This window comes from Micromonospora sp. WMMD975 (assembly GCF_029581215.1).
Lineage (GTDB): Bacteria > Actinomycetota > Actinomycetes > Mycobacteriales > Micromonosporaceae > Micromonospora.
Genome location: NZ_CP120739.1, coordinates 891934 through 911257, shown reverse-complemented (window position 1 = coordinate 911257; position 19324 = coordinate 891934). Strand labels below are relative to the sequence as shown.

The following is a 19324-nucleotide window of genomic DNA, read 5'->3' as shown; positions in this document are numbered from 1 at the left end:
CCATGACATCCATCCGGAATCTGCTGCGCGGCGGGCGGAGCACGCCCGGCGACGTGGTGCAGCACACGGTCGGCAACGCGCTCGTCCTGCACCACCCGGACGAGATCAGCGGCGAGGCACAGTCGCTCGCGCTCTCCGTGGTCGCGGACGGCGAGAACGACCTGGTCGTACTCGATCTGGGCAGCGGCATCCCGATCGGCTCCTGGGAGTCGATGGCGGGTGTCCTGCCGCGCCGCCGTCGCGGCATCCGGCTGGTCGCCTGCGGGCAGCGCAACGACACGGCGGCGATGGCCGGGCAGTGGCTGTCGGAGCGGCTGAACCGGACGGTCATCGCGCCCGACGGCGATCTGGTCCGCGGGTCGGCCGGGGCGCTCTTCGTGCACTCGAAGCCGGGCAGCGGCTGGGTGCGGTTCCGGCCCGGCAAGGCGCCGGCCTGGGACGCCAAGCGGTATCCGACGCCGGTCTGGGACACGGCCGCGACCGAACGCCGGGCCTCCAGCTCCACCGGCGAGATCGAGCCCCTGCCCGGTGGGGTGTGGATCCACGACGTACGGGCGCCGGAGGTCGTCGCCGAGCACCGTGGTCGCCTCGTCGCCGACCTGCCGTGCCAGCCGGACACGATGACAGTCCTGCTCGGCTGCCCGGGCACCGAGCCGCTCTCGCTCGACGACGTGGTCCGGTTCTGGCGGGACCTGGATCCGGACAACCGGCTGCGGACCCGGTTCGTGCAGTACGGCGAGGTACGCATGCCGGAGGGTGAGTCGTTCGGTCAGACGCTCGCCGACCAGCTCGGCGCGAAGGTCGTCTGCTACCCGGGGGTCCCGATCGGCGCACCGGGCAAATTCGAGATCCGGACGGTACGCGCCGACGGCGTGCTGGGCTGGCCGCCGTTCGCCCAGGAACTCGGCTACTCACCCCGGGCCCACCCCAACTCGTTGGCCCGCCGGCCGCTGCTGCTCAGCCACCGGGGGCCGCTGCGGTGGACCGAGGAGATCGCACCCCGGGTCTACTGGTACGCCCCGGACGCGGTGGTCGAGGTGATCGAGGCCGGGCTCTGGATCCGTCCGGCGGACGAGCCGGGCAACGCGGAACGGGTCCGGGCGACGCCGCTCGACCCCGAGGGCATCACCATGATCTTCGACGACACCGAGTCGAAGCGGACGGCGCGGATGCGGGAACTCGCCGACGATCTGGCGGCCCGGATCGACCGGGCGATGGGGCAGCCGCACGCGCTGTTCCCGGCATCGGTGTTGGTGCCGGGGCAGAAGCCGGGCGGCCACGCGGCGGCGACCCTGACCTCGGCGTCGCCGTCGACGCCGCCCGCGCCGGCGGCCGGCGCCGCGCCCGCCCCCGAGGTGGCGGCGGAGATCCCGACCGTCGGCATCACGGGCATCCCCGAGCCGATCGCGTTGTCCCCGGCCCCGCCTGCGGCACCCGCCATCCAGGTGACCGTCTCCACCTCGGCGCTCCCGCCCGCTCCTACCGTCCGGTCCACCCCGTCGCTTCCGCCAGCTCCGGTGATCCGGCCCGCTCCTGCGGTCCTGGCCGCCCCGCCGGTTCCGCCCGTTTCGGCGGCTCCGCCCGAGCCGGTGGCTCAGCCCGCGCCGGTGGCTCAGCCCGTGGTCCCCGTGGCTCCGTCCGCTCCCGTGGCTCCGCCGGCGCCGGTCGAGATCCCGACCGAGTCCACGATCGACGGCCCCGCCCCGGTCGGTTCGCCGGGCCTGCCGGGAGCGACGGCGACGGCCGGTACGGCGCTGCCGCCGTCTCCGCCCACCACGCCACCCGTGCCCGCGCGGCCCGTGCCCGCGCCACCCGTTTCCACCCCGGCCGTCGTGCCCGCGCCGGTGTCGGAGCCGGCGGGCGGGGACGTGCCGGTGGGGCCGGCAGGCGGGAACGTGCCCGCAGGGCCGGCAGGCGGGAACGTGCCCGCGGGAACGGCGGGCGGGGACCTGTCGACGACGTCCGTCCGCGCGACCGAACCGGCGGCGGACAGCCCGAGGCCCGGTGCCCGGCTCCAGCCGGTGGTGCGCCCGGACGCCGCCGCCCTGCTTCCGGTGCACGGGCTGGCCGAGGAGCGGGCCTGGCTGCGCCGGTCCCTGAGCCGGGACTTCGACGCCATGGCCAGCTCGGTCTCCCGGATCATGTCGGAACACCCGGGCATGAAGGCCGGCGGTGACAGCAGCGCGGACGACATCCTGGTCGACTCGGTGGCGACCCGGCTGTTCCTGACCCGGCGGGGTGCCGGCATCGACGCCGGCCTGCGGTCGGGTGCGATCGGTCCACACGTTCCGCTCGCCCGTTGCGCGGTCTCCGGCCTCTCCCGGCTGCCGTCGTACCGGGGAAGCACCATCGTGCGTACCTCGCCGACCGCGGACGAGTGGGACCTGTACCGGGGGCGGCGGCTGGTCACCGACTGGAGTTTCGTCGCCGTGCTGACCGCGCCCTGCGCCGGTCAGGACGGCGACACCGACGTGCTGATCTGGTCGATGACCGCCCGCCGGACCGCCCTGCTGGAGCCGGAGGGGGACGAGCGCGTCGAGGACCGGGTGGTGTTCCTGCCGGGTACCCACTTCAAGATCCTGGAGGCGACGGAACCGGACGGTGGGCGTCGCGGTGCGATCCTGCTCCGCGAGATCGGCGCCAACGAGATCGACGACGACGGCCGGGTCGACCGGAAACGGTTGTCGCTCGACGAACTGGCCGTCACGTCCCTGCGTCGCAGCGTCGACAGGTGGGCCGGCGCGGACCCCCGCAAGCGGATCGGTGTCGCCTCGGCCGGTCGGTTCGGCACGCTGCCCGGCCTCGTCGGCCCGCCGGCCGGGAAGAAGGGGTGATTCCGCAATGACTCGACAGGTCCTCACGGTGGGCGGCGGGCAGCCCGGTGCGTTCGCCACGATCGGCGCGGCGGTGGCCCGCGCGGAGCCGGGCGCCACCATCACCGTCCACGCCGGCCGGTACACCGAAAGGCTCGTCGTCGGTCACCGGATCACCATCGCCGCCGCGCCGGGCGCCCTCGTCGAGGTGCACACGGAGGAGGGCAGCGTCCTGGCCGTGCACGGCGAGGGCGCGCAGGTGCGGGGCGTCACGCTGTCGAGCGCCGACCCGAAGCTGGCGGCGGTCGACGCGTACGCCGGTGAGGCAGCCCTGGACGGCTGCCGCGTGGCCGGTGCCGCCTGGGTGACGCTGCTGGCCCGGCTCCAGGGGACGATCGCGCTGCGCAACTGCGAGATCAGTTCCGCCGCGGGCGCCGCGATCGTGGTGACCGCGCCGGGTACGAGCACGGTGGAGCACACCGTGATCCGCGACGCCGCCACCTCCGGCGTGGTGATCAGCGATCAGGGATCGCTGACGCTGCGCCGCTGCACGGTGGAGCGGACCGGGGCGAACAGCATCTGCGTCAACGGGGACGGCCGGCTCGTCGCCGAACACTGTGAGATCACCGCCGCCGGGAAACCGGCGCTCGTGGTGGACCAGCGCGGGCACGCCCGGATCAACCGCCTGCGGGTGCGCCAGAGCGCGAACGTCGACGTGTTCGTGCGCGGCGACGTCGACGTGGTCGTCACGGATTCCGAGTTCACCGGCGCGCTCTTCCAGTCCGTCCACGTCGCCCGTGGCGCCGCGCCGACGTTCCGGGGCTGCACGTTCGGCTCGGCCGGCCGCAGCGCCGCCCACGTGACGGGCGCGGCGAAGCCGACGTTCGCCGACTGCGTCTTCGCGGACTCGCCGGTCGGGCTGACGGTCGAGGACAAGAGCACGCCCCGTTTCGAGGGGGTGACCATCCGGGGCAGCGGTGCGCAGGCTGCGGTGGTGACCGGCGCGGCGTCGATGACCGTGCAGCGGTTGCGGCTCGCCGTCACCACCGGGTCCGGGCTCCTGGTCACCGAGGGCGCCGCGCTCGACGGCACCGACCTGGTGGTCGATTCCGCCGGCGCCGTCGCGCTCGAGCTGCGCGACTCGGCGCGCGGCACCGTCCACGACGCCCGGTTCAGCGGTACGGCGGCCACCGGCGTCCTGGTCGGCTCGGGCGCGTCGCTGACGCTGCGGTCGGCGGTGCTGGACGGGGCCGGGATGCGGGTGGCCGACCACGCGGACCTGCGACTGCAGGACACCGAGTTCACCGACGTGGCGGGTGACGGCCTCCAGGTCGGCGCGTCCGGCGCGGTGACCGCCGGCCGGGTGCGGATCCGCCGGGCCCGCCAGGCGGGGATACGGCTGGAGCGCGGTTCCCGGGGCACCTTCACCGACTGCGAGGTGCTGGAGAGTGGCGCCGCCGGGTTCGACGTGGACACCGCGGAGCCGGTGTCGATCACCAATTGCGTCGCCCGGGACAGCGGCGGCGACGACGTCCGGCAGGCCGACGACGCCGACCTCACCATCGCCTCGCTGACCACCGGGCGGGCCGCCCGGTCGGTGGCGCCGACCTCCCCGGCCCCGGTCGGCCCCGGGTACGCACCCGACGCGGCTCCGGCGGACGAGCCCGAGGTGGTGGCGGAGGGTGAGCTGAGTGGACCGTTGCGGGAACTCGACGGCCTGATCGGCCTGCGCGGGGTGAAGCACGAGGTCACCGCGCTGATCAACCTGATCAAGATGGCCCAGGTCCGGCAGCAGATGGGCCTGCCGATGCCGCCGATGAGCCGGCACCTGGTCTTCGCCGGCCCGCCCGGCACCGGCAAGACGACTGTTGCGCGGCTCTACGGGGCGGTCCTGGCCGAGCTGGGCATCCTGGCCAAGGGCCACATGATCGAGGCGGCCCGGGCGGACCTGGTCGGCCAGTACATCGGCTCGACCGCGATCAAGACCACCGAGTTGGTCAACAAGGCGATCGGCGGGGTGCTCTTCATCGACGAGGCGTACACGCTGTCGGCCGGCTCCGGCGGGTCGGGCCCGGACTTCGGTCAGGAGGCGATCGACGCGCTGATGAAGATCATGGAGGACCAGCGCGACGAACTGGTGGTGATCGTCGCGGGTTACTCGGAGCTGATGGAGAAGTTCCTGGCCTCCAACCCCGGCCTGGCCTCCCGGTTCACCCGGACCGTCGAGTTTCCGAACTACTCCGTCGACGAACTGGTCACCATCACCTCGAACCTGTGCCGCAAGCACTACTTCGAACTGACCGACGACGCCGTCGCGGGACTGACCGCCTACTTCGAGCGGATCCCGAGGACCTCGACGTTCGGTAACGGCCGGGTGGCCCGCAAACTGTTCGAGGCGATGATCAACAATCAGGCGTCGCGGCTGGCGGCCACCCCACCGACCAAGGACGCGCAGATCAACCGGCTGACCGCCGAGGACCTCGCCCCCGAGCTGGAACTGCTCGCCGATCTGCCGGTGGAGCGGAAGAGCCAGCCCGACCCAGGCCAGAACCCGGCTGCCGCGATCAACGCGGCCCGGAGCTGGCAGCGGATCGGGCAGTTGGTCGGCGCGACCGACGCCCGTGAGGCGATCGGCGCGACCCTGCTCCAGCTCTGCGAGTTGCGCAATCGCCGCCGCTCCTACGGCCGGCACGGCAACGCCCTGCTCTCCGGCGTACCGGGCAGCGGTCGCCGTGAGCTCGGCCGGCACTACGCCGCCGCCCTGTCCGAGCTGGACCTGGTCCCGGTCGGTCAGCTGGTGCGGGTCTCGACCGCCGAGCACCTCGTGCCCGAGTGGCCGGGGCAGACGCACAGCCTTGTCCGGAGCGCGCTCCAGGACGCGGTCGGCGGCACCCTGATGGTCGACTACGTGGACGACGGCACCGGCGCCGCCCCGGAGATCGTCGAGGCGCTTGTCGAGCAGATGCGTCCCGGGCTGGGCGACCCGGTGGTCGTCCTGGTCGCCGAGCCGGCCGGGCTCGCCCGGCTGCGGGTCGCGGTGCCCGGTCTCACCGAGCTGTTCGGGCCGGAGTGGACCATCCCGGAACTCACCGTCACCGAACTCGCCGAGGTGATGGCGCGCCACCTCGTACGCCGTGGCCACGAGATTCCCGACGACGTCCGGGTCGCGCTCACCGGGCTGGCCGCGCGGGCGCCCGAGCGAACCGTACGCGCCGCCCACCTGCTCTCCCGGAGCCTGAGCCGGGCCACCGGGTCCCGCACCCTCGCGCTGGCCGACGTGACCGGGCTGGTCAGCCGCAACGATCCGGCCACCACGGCGGCCCGCCACCACGGCGGCCTCGCCGCGGTCGGTTGAGAGGAGACGCGATGTCGCAGCAGCCCACCCGCGAGGAGATGATCGAGGCTGGCCGTGCCTTCGAGCAGCGGCTGCGCAGCGCGCAGGCCAGTCTCGAACAGGCGCTCGTCACCGGCCGGTCCGCCGACGGCGCCGTGGTCGTGCTGGCCAGCGGCCTCGGGCAGCTCAAGGCCGTGCAGGTCAGTCCCGCCGTGTTCGACGCCCGCGACGTGACGGCCCTGCAGGACGCGATCGCCCAGTCGATCCGGGCCGCCGCGGCCAACGCCGCCGAACTGGCCCGGGAAAAAATGGGCGCGGTCGAGATCAATCTCTACTGACCGGCACCGGTGCCGGGTGTGGTGAGGGGACGAGTCGAATGAGGATCATGCGCTCCCTTCGCGGCGGGCAGCCGGCGGGGATGTCCCGGCACCGGGTCGGCAACGCGCTCGTCCTGCACGCGCACGAGCGCATCAGTGTGGCGGCCCGGTCGCTGGCCCTCGCGGTCGCCGAGGACCCCGCGTACGACATCGTCGTCCTCGACCTCCACGACGAGCTGCCGATCGGCGCCTGGCGGGCGGTCGCCACGGCGCTGCGACACCACCGGCGCGGTATCCGTCTCGTCGTCTGCGGCGCGTCCGCCGACACCGGCGCACTCGCCGCGCAGTGGCTCTGCGACCGGCTGCGCCGCCCGGTCGTCACGCCGCACGGGCGGATCATCCGCGCGGCGGACGGGACCCTCCTGGCGGGCGCCGCCGACGGCGGTGGCTGGGTGCGCTACCGCCCGGGCCGGTCGCCGGTCTGGGACGCCCAGCGCTATCCCGCCCCGGCGTGGGACGCCGCAGCCGCGCGGTTCCGGGTGACGAGCGCGGTGGGCGCCGTCGAACCCCTCCCCGGCGGGGTCTGGATCCGCGACACCCGCGACCCGGAGGTGATCAGCGAACGCTGGCGGTGGCTGGTGTCCGCGCTGCCGTGCCAGCCCGACGTGATGACCGTCGTCCTCGGTTGCCCCGGTACGCCGCCGCTCGCCGTCGACGACGTCGCCCGCTTCTGGCGGGGCCTCGACCCGGACGGTCGGCATCGGGCCCGGTTCGTCCAGTACGGGCCGGTCGCGCTGCCGGCCGGCGAGGTGCTCGGCCAGCGGCTGGCGGACGTGCTGGAGTCGCCGGTGGTCTGCCTCGGCGGCATCCCCGTCGGGCGGCCCGACCGTACGCAGATGCGCACCGTCACTCCGGACGGCGGCCCCGGTTGGCAGGTCCTCGTCCGGGAACTCTGCTTCACGCCGCGCGCCACGCCCGGCGCCGCGGCCAAGCTGCCACGGATCCTCAGTCACCGGGCCCCGGCGCTGCTCGGCGAACCGGTCGGCCCGTTGAGCCACCGCTACGCCGCGGACGCGGTCGTCGAGATCGTCCAGTCCGGACTGTGGATCCGCGCCGACGACACGCCGCGCAACGCCGGCCGGGTCCGGGCCCACCCGGCCGACCCGAGCCGGCACGCCCTCATCGTCGACGACACGGTCCCGTCCCGGGTCGCACGGTTCCGCGAGCTCGCCGAGGATCTGGCCGCCCGGCTGGACCCGGACACGAGGGCCCGCAGCACCCTGCACCTCGCCTCGGCGGTGGCGGCCGGGTGGCGAGGACGGCCGGGTGGCCGGGCCGACGACAACGCCGGTGACGGACTGACCCACCGGTTCACCGCCGCGGACCTGGCCTTCCCGCCGACGCCCGCGCCGGACGCGCGGGGACTTCCCACCCCGGCGGGGCTCGACGCGGAGCGGGCGTGGCTGCGCCGACGCTTCGGTCGGGAGTTCGACGTCGCCGCCGACTCCGTGTCCCGGCTGCTCACCGAGCACCCACACCTGCACGTGGGGGGCGACTCGGTGGTCGACGCCGTCGCCGTACGCCTGTACCTGTCGGGGGCGGGCGAATCCGTGGACGGCGAGTTGCGATCCGGGTCGGCGGGTGACTCTGTCTCCTTCGCCCGGTGCGTGGCCGCCGGGGTGGCCCGGTTGCCGTCGTATCGGGGCGCCGCCTGCCTCTCCGCCACGCTGTCCGCGGCCGAGCTGCGGGAGATCGCCGCGCGGGAGACCCTTACCGATCGGGGATTCACCCACGCGCTGACCGAGCCGCCGATGAACGTGCCGGGAAATGTGGACGTCCTGCTCTGGTCGATGACCGCCCGCCGGACCCGGTTGCTGGAGCCGGCGGACGAGCAGCGCGCCGCCGGCCGGGTGCTGTTCCTGCCCGGCACCCGCTTCCGGGTGCTGGAGACGACGCCAGCGGGTGACGGCCGCCCCGGCCGCCTGTTGCTGCGGGAACTCTCCGCCGAGGAGCCGGTCCGCGAGCGCGGTCCCTTCGACGACCTCGCGCTGACCTCGTTGATCCGGTGCCACGAGCGGTGGGCGGCGACCGGGCGCCGGGCTCGGGTCGGCAGCGCGGCGGTGCCCCGCTTCGCCCACCTGCCGGGCCTCGTGTGACGGAGCGTGGCCACACCGTTCCGCCGCCCGGTCCCGCACGGCGCCGCCCGAATGTGCCGAGCGGTCACGATACGTGTCGTTGTCGATCAGTCGATGCCTTGGTATACCTGACGATGCCGGCATCGGCGTTCGGTGCGGATTCGTCGACTCCGTCCATGAAGGAGACATGATCGACACGGCATACCGCGTGCGTCCGCTGGGCTCGGCCGATCCGGAACGCGTGGGTGACTACCTGCTCGTCGGCCGGCTCGGCCGGGGCGGCATGGGCATGGTCTACCTTGCGGAGAGTGACGACGGCAGTTACGCCGCGATCAAGCTCATCCATCCGGATCTCACCACCGATCCCGAGTTCGCCCGCCGCTTCCGCGGCGAGGTCGAGCGAGCGCGGCGGGTGCCGCCGTTCTGCACCGCCGAGTTCCTCCACGCCGATCTCGACCATGACCCGCCGTACCTGGTCGTGGAGTACATCGACGGTCCGAGCCTGGAGGAGGTGATCGCCGAACGCGGTCCGCTGCGCGGCGGGGCGCTGCACTCCCTCGCCGTCGGGGTGGCCACCGCGCTGACCGGCATCCACGGCGCGGGGATCATCCACCGCGACCTCAAGCCGGACAATGTCCTGCTCGCGCCGGGCAGCCCGAAGGTGATCGACTTCGGCATCGCGCGGCCGTTCGAGGCCACCAGCCAGCACACGCGCGCCGACGTGATGGTCGGCACGGTGGCCTACATGGCCCCGGAGCGGTTCTCCGGCGAGTCGGAGACACCCGTCACCGCCGCCGCCGACGTGTTCGCGTGGGGCTGCGTGATCGCTTTCGCCGGCACCGGCAGGACGCCGTTCCACGGCGACTCGCCGTCCGCGACCGCGGCCCGCATCCTCACCCAGCCGCCGCGACTCGACGGCCTGCCGGAGTCCCTGCGGGAGGCGGTCGGCGCGGCCCTGGCGAAGGATCCGACCGCCCGGCCGACCGCGCCGGAGCTGCTCGCGATCCTGCTCGGCAACCAGTCAGGTGCGCCGTCGACCGTCGACACGCAACCGTCGGCGCCGTCCGCAGCGGCGGTCCGGCCGGCCCGGCGCGGGCGAGCGGTGCTGGGTGCCCTCGTCGCGCTGCCGGTGCTGGTCGGGGTGGCGATCGCCGGCCTGGTCGCCGACGCCGACGACACGCCCCAGGCGGGACCCGACCCGTCACCGTCCACCGGGTCGCCGTCGCCGACGAGCGGGGTCTCCGCGCAGGCGCCGCCGGCACCGAAGCCGACCGTCACCTCCGCGAGCACACCCGCACCGACCCGGTCGCGCCGCGCAGCCGGCGACCCCGGCGAGCTCTTCAAGCCGGCGGCCAGCGCCACGGCCACGCCGAAGGCACGGGCCTCCGTGAACACCTCCGGCCGGAACCTGGCCCTCGGTCGGCCGGTCACCGCCTCCAGCGTGGAGGGCGCCAACTGGGCTGCGGCGCACGCCGTCGACGGTGACCTCGGCACGCGGTGGGGCAGCCAGTTCAGCGATCCGCAGTGGTTGACCGTGGACCTGGGCGCGCAGTGGCGGATCAACGAGGTCGTGCTGCGCTGGGACTCCGCCCGCGCCTTCGTCTACCGGCTTGAGGTCTCCGTCGACGGTCGGCGGTGGACGAAGGTGTACGGCACCATCCTCGGCGCGGGCGAGGTCGACCGGATCCCGGTCGACGGCGCGACCGGCCGCTACGTCCGGATGTACGGCACCCAGCGGAACGGCAACTACGGCTACTCGCTGCACGAGATCGAGGTGCGCTGAACGCGCCGTTGCGCCGGCGGGCGGTCGGGGGCCGGGAACACGCCGTACTCCCCCAGCCGGCGATGCGTTCGGCGCAGATCCCACCCCGCGCCGAGCACGGCGTACCGTTCCGCCGCCTCGCCGCCGGCCCGGGCCGCCGCGTGCGGGTGTCGGCCGGCCGCGAGCAGCACCGCCGCGTCCTCCAGCGCCGCGGCCAGTTCCACCACCCGGCCGACCGCGCGGTAGTGCGCCGCCGCGGCCAGCGCGGGCTCCGCGTCGCCGGTGAGCAGCGCCCGGCAGCGTAGCGCCGCCGGATGCGCCCGTGCCGGCCGGACCTCCCGGGCCGCCTCGTCGGCGCAGATCGCCGCCGCCCGCTCCGCCACGTCGCGTCGACCCAGCTCCAACGCGAGCCGGACGACACCGGGAAGCCACTGGTGCCGCATCAACAGCGGGGCGTACGCGGGCACCAGCAGCGGTTCGAGGACGTGCAGGGCCTGCTCCGGGCGGCCCTGCCGCTCGGCGACAAGCGCGCGGGCGACAAGCAGGAAGTCGGAGTTCTCGCGCTCCGCCTCGGTGGCCGGCACCAGGTCGGTCGAGTCCAGGTGCCCGCCGGCCAGCACGGTGTCGTCGCGGTGGGCGGCGACAAGCGCGGCGACGCCGTGCAGCACCATGGCGACCGCTCCCGGCTCCCGGGTGCCCAGCAGGGTGGATCCGAGCGGATCGTCGGTGACCGCACCGACCACCGTCAACACGTCGTCCCAGCGGCCCGACCAGTAGTGCTGCACGGCGGCGGCGACGTGCAGCCCGGACGGCAGTCGGTGCCGCAACGCGAAGAGCGCGGCCTCGCGCAGCGTCCGCTCGGCCTCCTCCAGCCGGTCCAGGTTCTGCAACGTGAACGTCCGGTTGTCCAACAGGTCCAGGTACAGGCCGCTGAAGGCCGGGTTGTCGCGCATGACGTCGAGCGCGCGGTCGGCGTACTCAAGTGCCCGCTCGTGGTCGCGCCGGATGGTGTTGGTCAACCAGGTGGTCTGCAGGGCGAACGCCGCCTCGTACGGCTGGTTCGCGGCGAGCGCGGCGGCGTGCAGCGCCGCCGCCGTCCGGTCCGCCCGATCGAGGTCGTCGAGGGGACCCCGGTGGAGGTTGGCCCGCAGCATCCGGTGCCGGGTGTGCCAGAGGGCGGGGACGGTCGGGTCGGCGAGCGCCTCCTCGACGATGCCGAGCGCCGCCGCGGCGTCGCCGCCGCGCCGGGTCATCGCGGCGAGCAGGTGACGCATCTCGGCCCGGTCGGCCGGGTCCGCGGCGAGCCGGACCGCCTCCCGTGCCTCGTCCAGAGCCGGACGCTCGCGCCGGAATTCGAGCCGGACCAGCGCGACAAGCAGACGTCCCCGCTGCCCCGGATCGGGCCGGTCGGTGCCGAGCACCCGACGCAGCAGGTCGCCGGCCAGCCACGGCGCCCGGCGGGTCAACTCGACGTGGTGGGTGGCCAGCCAGGACACCACCCAGCCGTCCACCGCCGAGGTCGCGGCGGCAAGCTGCTCGGCCACCCGCACCACCGGCCTGCCGCCGTTGGCCAACACCTCGGCGATGTGCCGGTGCAGGGCCGAGCGGGCCGGGGCGGGGACGCTCTCGTACAACATCTGCCGCAGGAACCGGTGTCGGAAGGCGAGGTCGGCGCCGGCGTCCACGACGACCCGCGCGGCGAGCGCCTCCTCCAGGCTGGACACCAGGTCGAGGGCGGGGTGACCGGCCACCGCGCCGACGTCGTCGACCGAGAAGCCGGCGCCGAGCAGCGCCGCCGTCCGGAGCACCTCCTGGGTGCCGGACGTGAGGCTGTCCATGGTGGCGCGGATCATCGCGAGCAGCGGACGTGGGGCGTCGATCGCCGTGCCGTCGGGGATGTCGGCCACCTCGTCGACCACCCGGACCACACCCCGCCGCAGCAGGTCCGTGGTCAGCTCGTGGGCGTAGCGGGGGTTGCCCGCCGAGTCGGCCACCACCTCGGCCAGGCTCGGTCCCGGTGGCGCGCCCACCAGGGCGGTCACCACCTGCTCGACCACGTCGGCGGGCAACGCGTCCAGGTGGAGCAGATGACCCTGCCGGGCCTGGACGGCGCGGCGCAGCCGGCCCAGCTCCCGGGCCCTCGGCTCCAGCCGGGCGGCGGCCACCAGGAGCAGCGGGAGCCGGCGGGTGAGCGCCACCAGACGTTCCCAGAACGGGGCGGCGCCGGAGCGGTCGGCGCCGTGCAGACCGTCGAGCACCAGCACGAGAGGGCCGGCGGCACGTACCTCGGCCAGCACCCGTTCGGTCAGCTCCGCGGTGGCGCCGCCCGCCCCGCCGGGCCGCCCGGCGACCGGCGGGTGACCCTCGGCAGGGTCGGGGGCCAGCCCCAACGCGCGGAGCGTCGCCGAGAGCGGGCCGTGCTGGTCCGGCTCCGCGACGGAACCCCAGGCGACCCGGCAGCCACGCCCGGCCGCCTCGTCGACGGCGGCGCGGAGCAGGCTGGTCTTGCCGATGCCCGGTTCGCCCTCGACCCAGACGGCGGCGCCCCGGCCGGCGGCGACCGCGCCGACCAACTCCCGCAGCAGGCGCAGCTCCGCCTCGCGGCCCGGCAGGTCCGCCGGAGGTGACCCGTCGAGCGCCGTCGTCCGCCCAGGGCCGGCACCGGTCCGGACGTCCGGATCCGCGCCCGACCCGGAGACGATCCGGTGCAGCCGGGCGAGGGCGGCGCCCGGTTCGACTCCCAGCTCGGCCCGGAGGGTGTCCCGGGCGGCCCGCCACGCCGCGAGCGCCTCGGCCCGCCGGCCGCCGCGGTGCAGCGCGAGCACCAGCAGCTCGTGCAGGGGCTCGCGCAGCGGATGGTCGCGGACCAGCACGGCGAGGTCGGCCACCACGGCATCGTCGCCGATCTCGACGAGCATCCGGGCCCGCGCCTCGGCGGCGGCGAGACGCCGCGCGGCGAGCCGGCCACGCGCCGCGTCGAGGTGATCACCGGGGAGCCCGGCGTACGCCTCGCCGTGCCACAGCCGCAGCGCCTCGTCGAGCCGGGCCACGGCGGCGGCCCGGTCGCCGGCCGCGCGCAGCCGCCCGGCCTCGGCGGTGAGCGTCTCGAACCGCTCGCTGTCCAGGTCCTCGGGGCGCAGGCGCAGGGCGTACCCGCCCGGCCCGGAAGTCAGCGACCCGGGCCCGAGGCCGCGACGTAGCCCGGAGATGTAGGTGTAGACACTGCCCGCCGCGGTGGTCGGCGGCGACGGCCCCCACGCCCCCGCGATCAGCTCGTCCCGCCCGACGTCGCGTCCCACTGCCGCGGCGAGCAGCGCGAAGATCACTCGCTGCCGGGCCGGGCCCAACGGGATGTCCCGTGCACCGCGCCAGGCCCGGACCGGCCCGAGGACGGACACCCGCAGCCGATCCTCAGGGGTAGTCGTCGTCGACCCGTCGGGAGGCGAGGTGGCGCTACCGGTCACGACGGCCGTCCGTCGCCGATGAGGCCCGAGCGGGACAGATGCGGTTGGGTCGGGTTGCCGGGCAGACTCGGTCGGATCCGCCCGAGCAGCGCCCGCAGCCGGTCGATCCACTGCGGGCCGATCCGGCGCTCCCGCAGCGCCGCGTGGGCGATCTCCGCCGCGGTCTCGACGTCGCCCCGCCGCTCGTGGCTGTGCGCGGCTATCCACCGCATCTCCCCCGCCAGCTCCGGATCGGTGGTACGCGCGGCGACCCAACCGGCCTCGGCCGCGGCGTGGTGATCCGCCCGTAGCAGCAGCCGGGCCAACCAGGCGGTCAACGTGAGCCGCCGGTCGGGGTCGAGGGCGTGCTGGGCGTGCGCCCGGGCGAGGGCCGCGACGGCGATCCGCGGCGACGCCTCGGCGACCCGCTCGACGTGCTCGGCCAGCCACCCGCCGGCGCAGTCGTCGACCGGCACCGGCCCGGCGAGCAGCAGCGCCGCCACCCGTTCGGGCGCCGCGCCCACGGTGGCGAGCCGCCCCGCGTACAGGCGGCAGAGGGCGACCCGGAGCGCGGCCGGCGTGCTCTCGTGCAGGGTGCGGGCGACCACCCGGTGCCGCAGGCGCAGCCGGTCCCCCGACGCGAGGATCCCGGCGGCCCGCACCGGTGCCACCATCCGGTCGAGGTCGTCGGGGTGGTGGTCGGTGGCCGCGGCCAACTCGGCCATCGTGCAGCCGGCCGGCAGCGCGCCCGGCACCCGCACCTCGTAGGCGCTGAGGAACGCGATAGCCCGCAGCACCTGGCGGAGATCGTCCGGGTACGGCGCGAGGTGCGCCCGGACCGTCGCGACCAGAGCGGCCACCGGGAACGGCTCGACCCCGTGCACGGCGAGCCGGCGCAGGTAGTCCGGGTGGCCGCCGGCCAGGTCGAGGATCCGGGCCAGGTCCGGTGGCTCGGGCGGTTGCGGGGCGACCGTCCGGACCAGCGCGCCCGCCGAGGCGGAGTCCAGCGGACCGATCGTGACGATCTCGGCGACGGACCGCCCGACCACCGACTCCGCGCCGGAGCGGACGGCGGCGACGAGCAGCAGCGGCAGCTCGGCCGCCTGCTCGCCCAGCGTGGCCCAGGCGCGCAGCGTGGTCGGGTCGGCCCAGTGCAGATCGTCGATGACGAGGACGAGCGGCCCGTCGGCGGTGGCGCGACGGACCAGTGTCACGGCCCGGGCCACGGCGTCGGCCTCCGCCCGGTCGAGGCCGTCGGGGCCGGCCGCGCCGTCGAGGTCGTCGAGGCCGGCCGCCAGCGCCGACTCGACGCAGTCGCGCAGGGCGCCGAGCGGGACGTCCCGGGTGACCTCGTCCCCGACCGCCCAGCCGAAACGGCATCCGTCCGGGGCGCTCCCGAACGCGACCGTGAGCAGGGCCGTCCTGCCGATGCCGGCGGAACCTTCGAGCACGATGCTGCCGCCCCGCCCGGCGGCGGCGTCGGCCATCCCCCGGCGGAGCCGACGCAGCGCCACGTCCCGGCCGAACAGCGGGTTCGCGCCGGCCCCGGAACGCGGCCCGGGCCCGCCCGCCGGGCCACCTCCGGGACGGACCTGCCCACCGGTGAGCGGTACGCCGGGGGGCCGCGTGCCGCCGCCCGTCACGACGGACGCGCCCGCGGCCGGGGCGGCCCCCGGCGGCGCGGCGGCGAGCCTGGCCCGCAGCTCCTCCCGGTGCGGGTACGCCTCCGCCAGCTCGCGCCGGACCTGGCCGGCCTCCTCGTGGCGTCCGCGCCCGGTCAGCAGCTCGGCGTACCGCTCGGCGGTGGCGAGCCGCAGCTCGGTCAGGCGCAGCCGCTGCCCCTCGGCGTACGGGCCGGGGACCCCGGCGAGCGCGTCGCCATGCCAGAGCCGCAGGGCCGCCGCCACGGTGGCCAGCTCCGCGTCGGCGTCCCCGGCGGACCGCTGCCGCCGGGCCGTCTCGCGCAGCGACTCGAACCTGAGCACGTCGACGGAGTCCGGCGGGAGCCGCAGCTCGTACATGCCGCCGCCCGAGCTGAACAGTCGCCCGGCCGTCCACCGGCTCCGGGCCGGCTCCAGCATCTGGCGCAGCGTGGAGACGTACGTGTAGATGTTGCCGGTCGCGCTCGACGGCGGGTCCTCACCCCAGACGGCGTTGACCAGCTGGTCGCGGGAGACACGCTGCCCCGCGTGCAGTGCCAGCACGCAGAGCACCGCGGTGCGACGGGTCGAGCCGAGGACCAGCTCGGTGCCGTCCTGCCAGGCTCGCACCGGACCCAACAGACGGAGGCCGATTCCCACCTGCTCCGCTGACATGCGGGTCTAACACCTCACTGCCGACGGAATCTCGATGAATGCCCCACCCGCCCGCTTGCTCCGCACCTGTCGATTGTCCCCCATCCACGCCGAGGTTGCCCGGTCAGGATGATCGTCCCGCATCGTCCTTGTAAACAGGAGCGGTCGTGGTGGGACGAAAGAGCGGGCAGACCGGGCCGGAGTCCGGGCAGTTCCGCTGCCGGCGCCTTCCCTCTCCATCATGGAGCTGGTGCACTCGCCGGGTGTCGGCTGATCCGAGAGCTCCGTCGAACCCGTTCGCCGGCGAGCTTCTGCTCACCCTCGCCCGTGAGGGGCGTTTCGTGCTGGCGCCGGACCAGGCCGACGAGGCCATCGCCGAGCTGGAACGCACTCTCTCGGCGGTGCGGGCCCGGCTGCGGATCCTGCGCATCTGGCAGCACGTGCCGACCCAGCGGGTGGATGAGATCCCCGACGACCTCGCCCTGGACGTCGTCGACGCCATCTTCGCCGATCAGCTCGCGCCCGGCCGGCTGGAGTTGGCCGCGACCGAGATCCCCAAGTACATCGAGGCGTTGCGCCGGGCTCGGCTGATGCCGCCGGGCGCCGCCCGGCCGACCTGTGGCTGAGCTCCGGACCGGAAACCTTCACGTGCCGAGGATGGGCCGTGAAGGCGGCGTGGAGATTTTCTGAAGGGCCGGTCCGCAGACTTCCACCGCTACCAGGAGACACGGAGGTTTCGGTGGAAAAGGTCAGACTCGTCCTACAGGCGTCCGACCCGTTCAGCTACGCGGGGCTGGACAGCTTCCTGCGGTCCTGTCCGGCGCTCGAACTGTTGCCCTCCGACGACCGCACCGGTGCGCAGGTGATGGTGTTCGGCTGCGAGCAGCTGACCGTGGACGTGGTGGCGATGCTGCGCCGCTCGGCCGCCGAGACCGGCCTGCCGGTGGTCCTCGTACTCCGGGAGATCACCGAGAGCGAGTTGCTCACGGCGGTGGAGTGCCGGGTGGTGGCCATCCTGCCGCGCGCGGCGGTGACCGCCGACCGGCTGGCGCACAGCGTGGTGGCCGCGGCCGGCGGCGGCGGCATCATGCCGCCGAATCTGGTCGGGGAGCTGCTCAAGCACATCGAGCGGCTCCAGCGTGAGGTGCTTGCCCCGCACGGCCTGAACGCCTCCGGTCTCACCCCCCGCGAGGTCGACGTGCTCCGCCTGATGGCGGACGGATTCGACACCGGTGAGATCGCCGGCAAGCTCTGCTACTCGGAGCGGACCGTCAAGAACGTCATCTACGGCGTCACGCACCGGCTCAAGCTGCGCAACCGTTCCCATGCGGTCGCGTACGCGCTGCGTGCCGGCATGATCTGACCCGCGCGGAAATCATCTTAATGGTTAAGATAACTGGGTGACCATATCGACAGACTTCTCGGTGGCGATCGCCGGCGCCGGACTCTCCGGACTCTGCCTCGCCCACTATCTGATGCGTTCCGGCATCGACGTGCACGTCTACGAACGGGACCCGGGGCCGTTCGTCCGGCGGCAGGGCTACCGGATCATCCTCGACCGGTACGGGCTGGAAGCGCTACGCGAGAGCCTGCCCCGCCCGCTGTACCGGCTGGCGCTCGCCACCGGCGACGAGCCCGGCGGGCACATGCGCTTCACCGACAGCCGGCTGCGGGACGCCTTCACGATCACCTTCAAGGACGACCCGCACGAGACCCGGCAAGTGGACCGGCTGACCCTGCGGTCGATCCTGCAGTCCGGGCTGGACGGGCGGATCCACTACGGCAAGGCCGCCGTCGCGGTGGACGGCGACGGTCCGGCCGGGCTGCGGCTGCGGTTCTCCGACGGTGGGGCGGTGACGGCAACCGTCGTGGTGGGCGCGGACGGCGTCGGCTCGGCGCTACGCGCGCAGCTGATGCCGGACGCCGAACCGGCGGACACCCCGATGGTGGGCATCTACGGCCGGTCGCCGCTGTGGCGCGACGGCGCGAGCGTCATCCCGGACGCGCTGCGTACCAGCGGGGTCCTGGCCATCGCCGACCGGCCGGGCCGCGCCTTCTTCTTCACCTCCATGCGGTTCGGCGAGAGCCCGTCGGAGGCGTTCGCGCGCCTGGCCCCGGGCAGCTACGCCCCGACCGGCGACGACTACGTCATGTGGGCACTGCTGCTCCGGCGGGAGGAGCTGCCCGTCGGCGCCCGCGGGGACCTGCGGACGCTGTGGAAGTTGGCGGCCCGGATGAGTGCGGATTTCCACCCGCTCGTCCGGCGGCTGGTCGACACGGCCGAGTTGGACGCCACGGTGCTCAACCTCTTCGCCACCGGCCGGCGGCCACGCCGGTGGGCGGTGCCCCGGGCGACGATGATGGGCGACGCCGTGCACGTCATGCCGCCGTTCGGCGCGCACGGCGGCAACACCGCGCTCCGCGACGCCGCCCTGCTCGGCCGCCGGCTGGTCGAGGCCCGCGCGAACGGCACGCCGGTGGAGGAGGCGATCGCCGGATACCAGGACGAGATGATGCCGTACGCCTTCCGCGCCGTCGGCTCCGCCGCCACGCTGATGCGCCGCCTCACCGGAGACGCCGCCGCACCGCACTGGTTGCTGACCCGCGTGTTGCCTCGGCTGCACCGGGTCACCGTGCCGGAGGCATGATTGCGGGATGTCCCACGAGCCGGACCGTGCCGCCGCGATCGCCCACCTCATGCGCGCCGGGCGGGAGACGTCGCGGCTGTCCACGGTGTTCCGGTACGCCGTCGCGGAGCGACTGGGCCTCACCGTGAGCGATCTGGAATGCCTGGACCACCTCGCGGACGTCGGATCCGCCACCGCGGGGCAGATCGCCGAGCGCACCAACCTCACCACCGGGGCGGTCACCAGCATGCTCCGCCGCCTGCAACAGGCAGGCTACGTGACGGCCGAGCGCGATCCGGCGGACCGGCGGCGGGTCATCGTCACCCCGCGGCCGGAGCGGATCGCCGAGATCGAGCGACCGTACGAGCGCTTCGCCGAGCGCGCGCGGCGGCTCATCGAGGGCTACCGCGTCGAGGAGGTCCGGCTGCTGGTCCGGCACTACGACCGCATGCAGGCGATGTACCTCGCCGAGTTGGACCACCTCCGCGACGACGACACCGCGCAGCGGTCCGCCTGAGTCATCTCACCTGGACGCCGTTGCCGGCCCGACGGACCTGACCGCGACCGCGTGGGCCGGGCGTCCGTGACGCCCGGCCCGT

At 74.7% G+C, this 19324-nt stretch carries 11 protein-coding genes; 9 read left to right on the top strand and 2 right to left on the bottom strand.

Annotated features, from left to right (window positions below):
• The first annotated feature begins 2 nt into the window (after window positions 1–2).
• The 5 genes from O7613_RS04165 to O7613_RS04145 all read left to right on the top strand — a co-directional run bounded on the left by O7613_RS04165 (window position 3) and on the right by O7613_RS04145 (window position 10382).
• A complete protein-coding gene (locus O7613_RS04165; RefSeq protein ID WP_282292193.1) occupies window positions 3–2834 on the top strand; it encodes a hypothetical protein in 2832 nt (943 codons plus the stop codon).
• 7 nt (window positions 2835–2841) lie between these two features.
• Window positions 2842–6168, top strand: a complete 3327-nt coding sequence (locus tag O7613_RS04160) for a right-handed parallel beta-helix repeat-containing protein (protein ID WP_282292191.1) — start codon at window positions 2842–2844, stop codon at window positions 6166–6168.
• Window positions 6169–6179: 11 nt separating this feature from the next.
• On the top strand, window positions 6180–6485 hold the full coding sequence (locus O7613_RS04155) for a YbaB/EbfC family nucleoid-associated protein (RefSeq protein WP_281584116.1): 306 nt from the start codon (window positions 6180–6182) through the stop codon (window positions 6483–6485).
• A gap of 47 nt (window positions 6486–6532) precedes the next feature.
• Window positions 6533–8620 (top strand): hypothetical protein, encoded by a 2088-nt coding sequence (locus O7613_RS04150; protein WP_282292188.1) that lies wholly within the window; start codon window positions 6533–6535, stop codon window positions 8618–8620.
• Between the two features lie 166 nt (window positions 8621–8786).
• Complete coding sequence (locus O7613_RS04145) at window positions 8787–10382, top strand: discoidin domain-containing protein (protein ID WP_282292186.1); 1596 nt, start codon at window positions 8787–8789, stop codon at window positions 10380–10382.
• On the opposite strand, the gene O7613_RS04140 is transcribed toward O7613_RS04145, so the two are convergent.
• Together O7613_RS04140 and O7613_RS04135 are read right to left on the bottom strand one after the other, a co-directional pair.
• Entirely contained in the window at window positions 10352–13759 is a 3408-nt protein-coding gene (locus O7613_RS04140; RefSeq protein WP_282292184.1) for a BTAD domain-containing putative transcriptional regulator, read from the bottom strand. The two genes, O7613_RS04145 and O7613_RS04140, sit on opposite strands and share 31 nt — an antisense overlap.
• A gap of 62 nt (window positions 13760–13821) precedes the next feature.
• Window positions 13822–16119, bottom strand: a complete 2298-nt coding sequence (locus O7613_RS04135) for an AAA family ATPase (RefSeq protein WP_282292182.1) — start codon at window positions 16117–16119, stop codon at window positions 13822–13824.
• 242 nt (window positions 16120–16361) lie between these two features.
• Between O7613_RS04135 and O7613_RS04130 the strand changes: the two genes are divergently transcribed.
• The 4 genes from O7613_RS04130 to O7613_RS04115 all read left to right on the top strand — a co-directional run bounded on the left by O7613_RS04130 (window position 16362) and on the right by O7613_RS04115 (window position 19242).
• Window positions 16362–16724, top strand: coding sequence for a hypothetical protein (locus O7613_RS04130; RefSeq protein WP_282292180.1), 363 nt, complete (start codon window positions 16362–16364; stop codon window positions 16722–16724).
• Between the two features lie 113 nt (window positions 16725–16837).
• Window positions 16838–17461 (top strand): response regulator transcription factor, encoded by a 624-nt coding sequence (locus O7613_RS04125; protein WP_282292178.1) that lies wholly within the window; start codon window positions 16838–16840, stop codon window positions 17459–17461.
• Between the two features lie 37 nt (window positions 17462–17498).
• Window positions 17499–18746 (top strand): NAD(P)/FAD-dependent oxidoreductase, encoded by a 1248-nt coding sequence (locus O7613_RS04120; protein WP_281584123.1) that lies wholly within the window; start codon window positions 17499–17501, stop codon window positions 18744–18746.
• Between the two features lie 7 nt (window positions 18747–18753).
• On the top strand, window positions 18754–19242 hold the full coding sequence (locus O7613_RS04115; protein WP_282292177.1) for a MarR family transcriptional regulator: 489 nt from the start codon (window positions 18754–18756) through the stop codon (window positions 19240–19242).
• Window positions 19243–19324: the final 82 nt, after the last annotated feature.

What these genes read in the sequence shown, in the direction of transcription:
- O7613_RS04165 (WP_282292193.1), top strand. Translation starts at nt 3, where the DNA reads ATGACATCCATCCGGAATCTGCTGCGCGGCGGGCGGAGCACGCCCGGC.
- O7613_RS04160 (WP_282292191.1), top strand. Translation starts at nt 2,842, where the DNA reads ATGACTCGACAGGTCCTCACGGTGGGCGGCGGGCAGCCCGGTGCGTTC.
- O7613_RS04155 (WP_281584116.1), top strand. Translation starts at nt 6,180, where the DNA reads ATGTCGCAGCAGCCCACCCGCGAGGAGATGATCGAGGCTGGCCGTGCC.
- O7613_RS04150 (WP_282292188.1), top strand. Translation starts at nt 6,533, where the DNA reads ATGCGCTCCCTTCGCGGCGGGCAGCCGGCGGGGATGTCCCGGCACCGG.
- O7613_RS04145 (WP_282292186.1), top strand. Translation starts at nt 8,787, where the DNA reads ATGATCGACACGGCATACCGCGTGCGTCCGCTGGGCTCGGCCGATCCG.
- O7613_RS04135 (WP_282292182.1), bottom strand. Translation starts at nt 16,119, where the DNA reads ATGTCAGCGGAGCAGGTGGGAATCGGCCTCCGTCTGTTGGGTCCGGTG.
- O7613_RS04115 (WP_282292177.1), top strand. Translation starts at nt 18,754, where the DNA reads ATGTCCCACGAGCCGGACCGTGCCGCCGCGATCGCCCACCTCATGCGC.